This is a genomic window from Citrobacter sp. Cb023 (assembly GCF_030336805.1).
Classification (GTDB): domain Bacteria; phylum Pseudomonadota; class Gammaproteobacteria; order Enterobacterales; family Enterobacteriaceae; genus Citrobacter; species Citrobacter braakii.
The window spans coordinates 1-261 of the sequence record NZ_JAOWCV010000018.1; the positions used below are offsets into that span (position 1 = coordinate 1).

The window sequence follows — 261 nt, forward strand, 5'->3', positions numbered from 1 at the left end:
GTTTCACTTCTGAGTTCGGCATGGGGTCAGGTGGGACCACCGCGCTACAGCCGCCAGGCAAATTCTGTTTATCAACACACTTTTCGCATGTCGATGTCATCTGTAATCAAGCTGAATTTCGTGTCTCTTTCGCCAAAACATCTTCGGCGTTGTAAGGTTAAGCCTCACGGTTCATTAGTACCGGTTAGCTCAACGTATCGCTACGCTTACACACCCGACCTATCAACGTCGTCGTCTTCAACGTTCCTTCAGGACCCTTAA

Annotated in this window: 2 rRNA genes; both read right to left on the reverse strand. The window is 49.0% G+C overall.

The window, feature by feature from the left end:
• Window positions 1-58: ribosomal RNA gene (gene rrf / locus OGW44_RS25725) — 5S ribosomal RNA — on the reverse strand; the annotation flags it as partial.
• A 95-nt stretch (window positions 59-153) separates the two neighbouring features.
• Window positions 154-261 (reverse strand): 23S ribosomal RNA (locus OGW44_RS00715); the annotation flags it as partial.